This window comes from Pseudomonas aegrilactucae (genome assembly GCF_019168305.1).
In the GTDB taxonomy this organism is placed as follows: domain Bacteria; phylum Pseudomonadota; class Gammaproteobacteria; order Pseudomonadales; family Pseudomonadaceae; genus Aquipseudomonas; species Aquipseudomonas aegrilactucae.
In genome coordinates, this window is the sequence record NZ_JAHTBI010000183.1 from 1 (window position 1) to 625 (window position 625).

Sequence of the window (625 nt, forward strand, 5' to 3'; positions counted from 1 at the left end):
TGGTTGCGTGACATCAGCGACGACATGATCACCCTGGAGCGCCTGCAGAATTTCGCCGGCTGCGTTCCGGTGATCGGCAACATCATGGCGCTGGTGGATGCGCTGAGCGACATCATCACCTTGAGCGAGAGCGCCGAGGTGGACTCGCTGGTGTGGGTGAGCCTGGGCATCAACCTGATCGGCGTGATCCCTGCGCCGCCGAACATGGCCGCGGCGCGCATGACCTTGCGCCCGATGCTGGCGCTGGCGCGTCAGCATGGCAAGAAGACGTTGGGCGACGCGCTGATCGCCGTGGCGGTCGGGCATTTGAATGCCTCGATCGTCGGCACCATCGACGACTTCCTCGACCAGACCGAGGGCAAGCTGACCGAGCTGCTCGAGGCGTGCGGCACGTTTTGCGAGGACATGCTCAACGACCTCGCCAACGGCCTCGAGGCCATGGTCAACGGTACCCTCGATGCCCAGGGCGAGCTGGACAATGCCGAACTCGAGCTGAGCAAGTGGTGGCATGACCCCGAGTCGACCACCTCCAACTTCCTCAGCGCCCTGGCCAGCACCTACAAGGCCGGCACCAAGGGGCTGGCCAATACGCTGGCCAAGCAGTTCGTGCCCGACAAAGCCAAGG

Annotated in this window: 1 pseudogene; it reads left to right on the forward strand. The window is 64.3% G+C overall.

Features of this window, described 5'->3' with window-relative positions:
- Nucleotides 1-625 (forward strand): annotated as a pseudogene (locus tag KUO17_RS26450) (RHS repeat-associated core domain-containing protein); the annotation flags it as partial.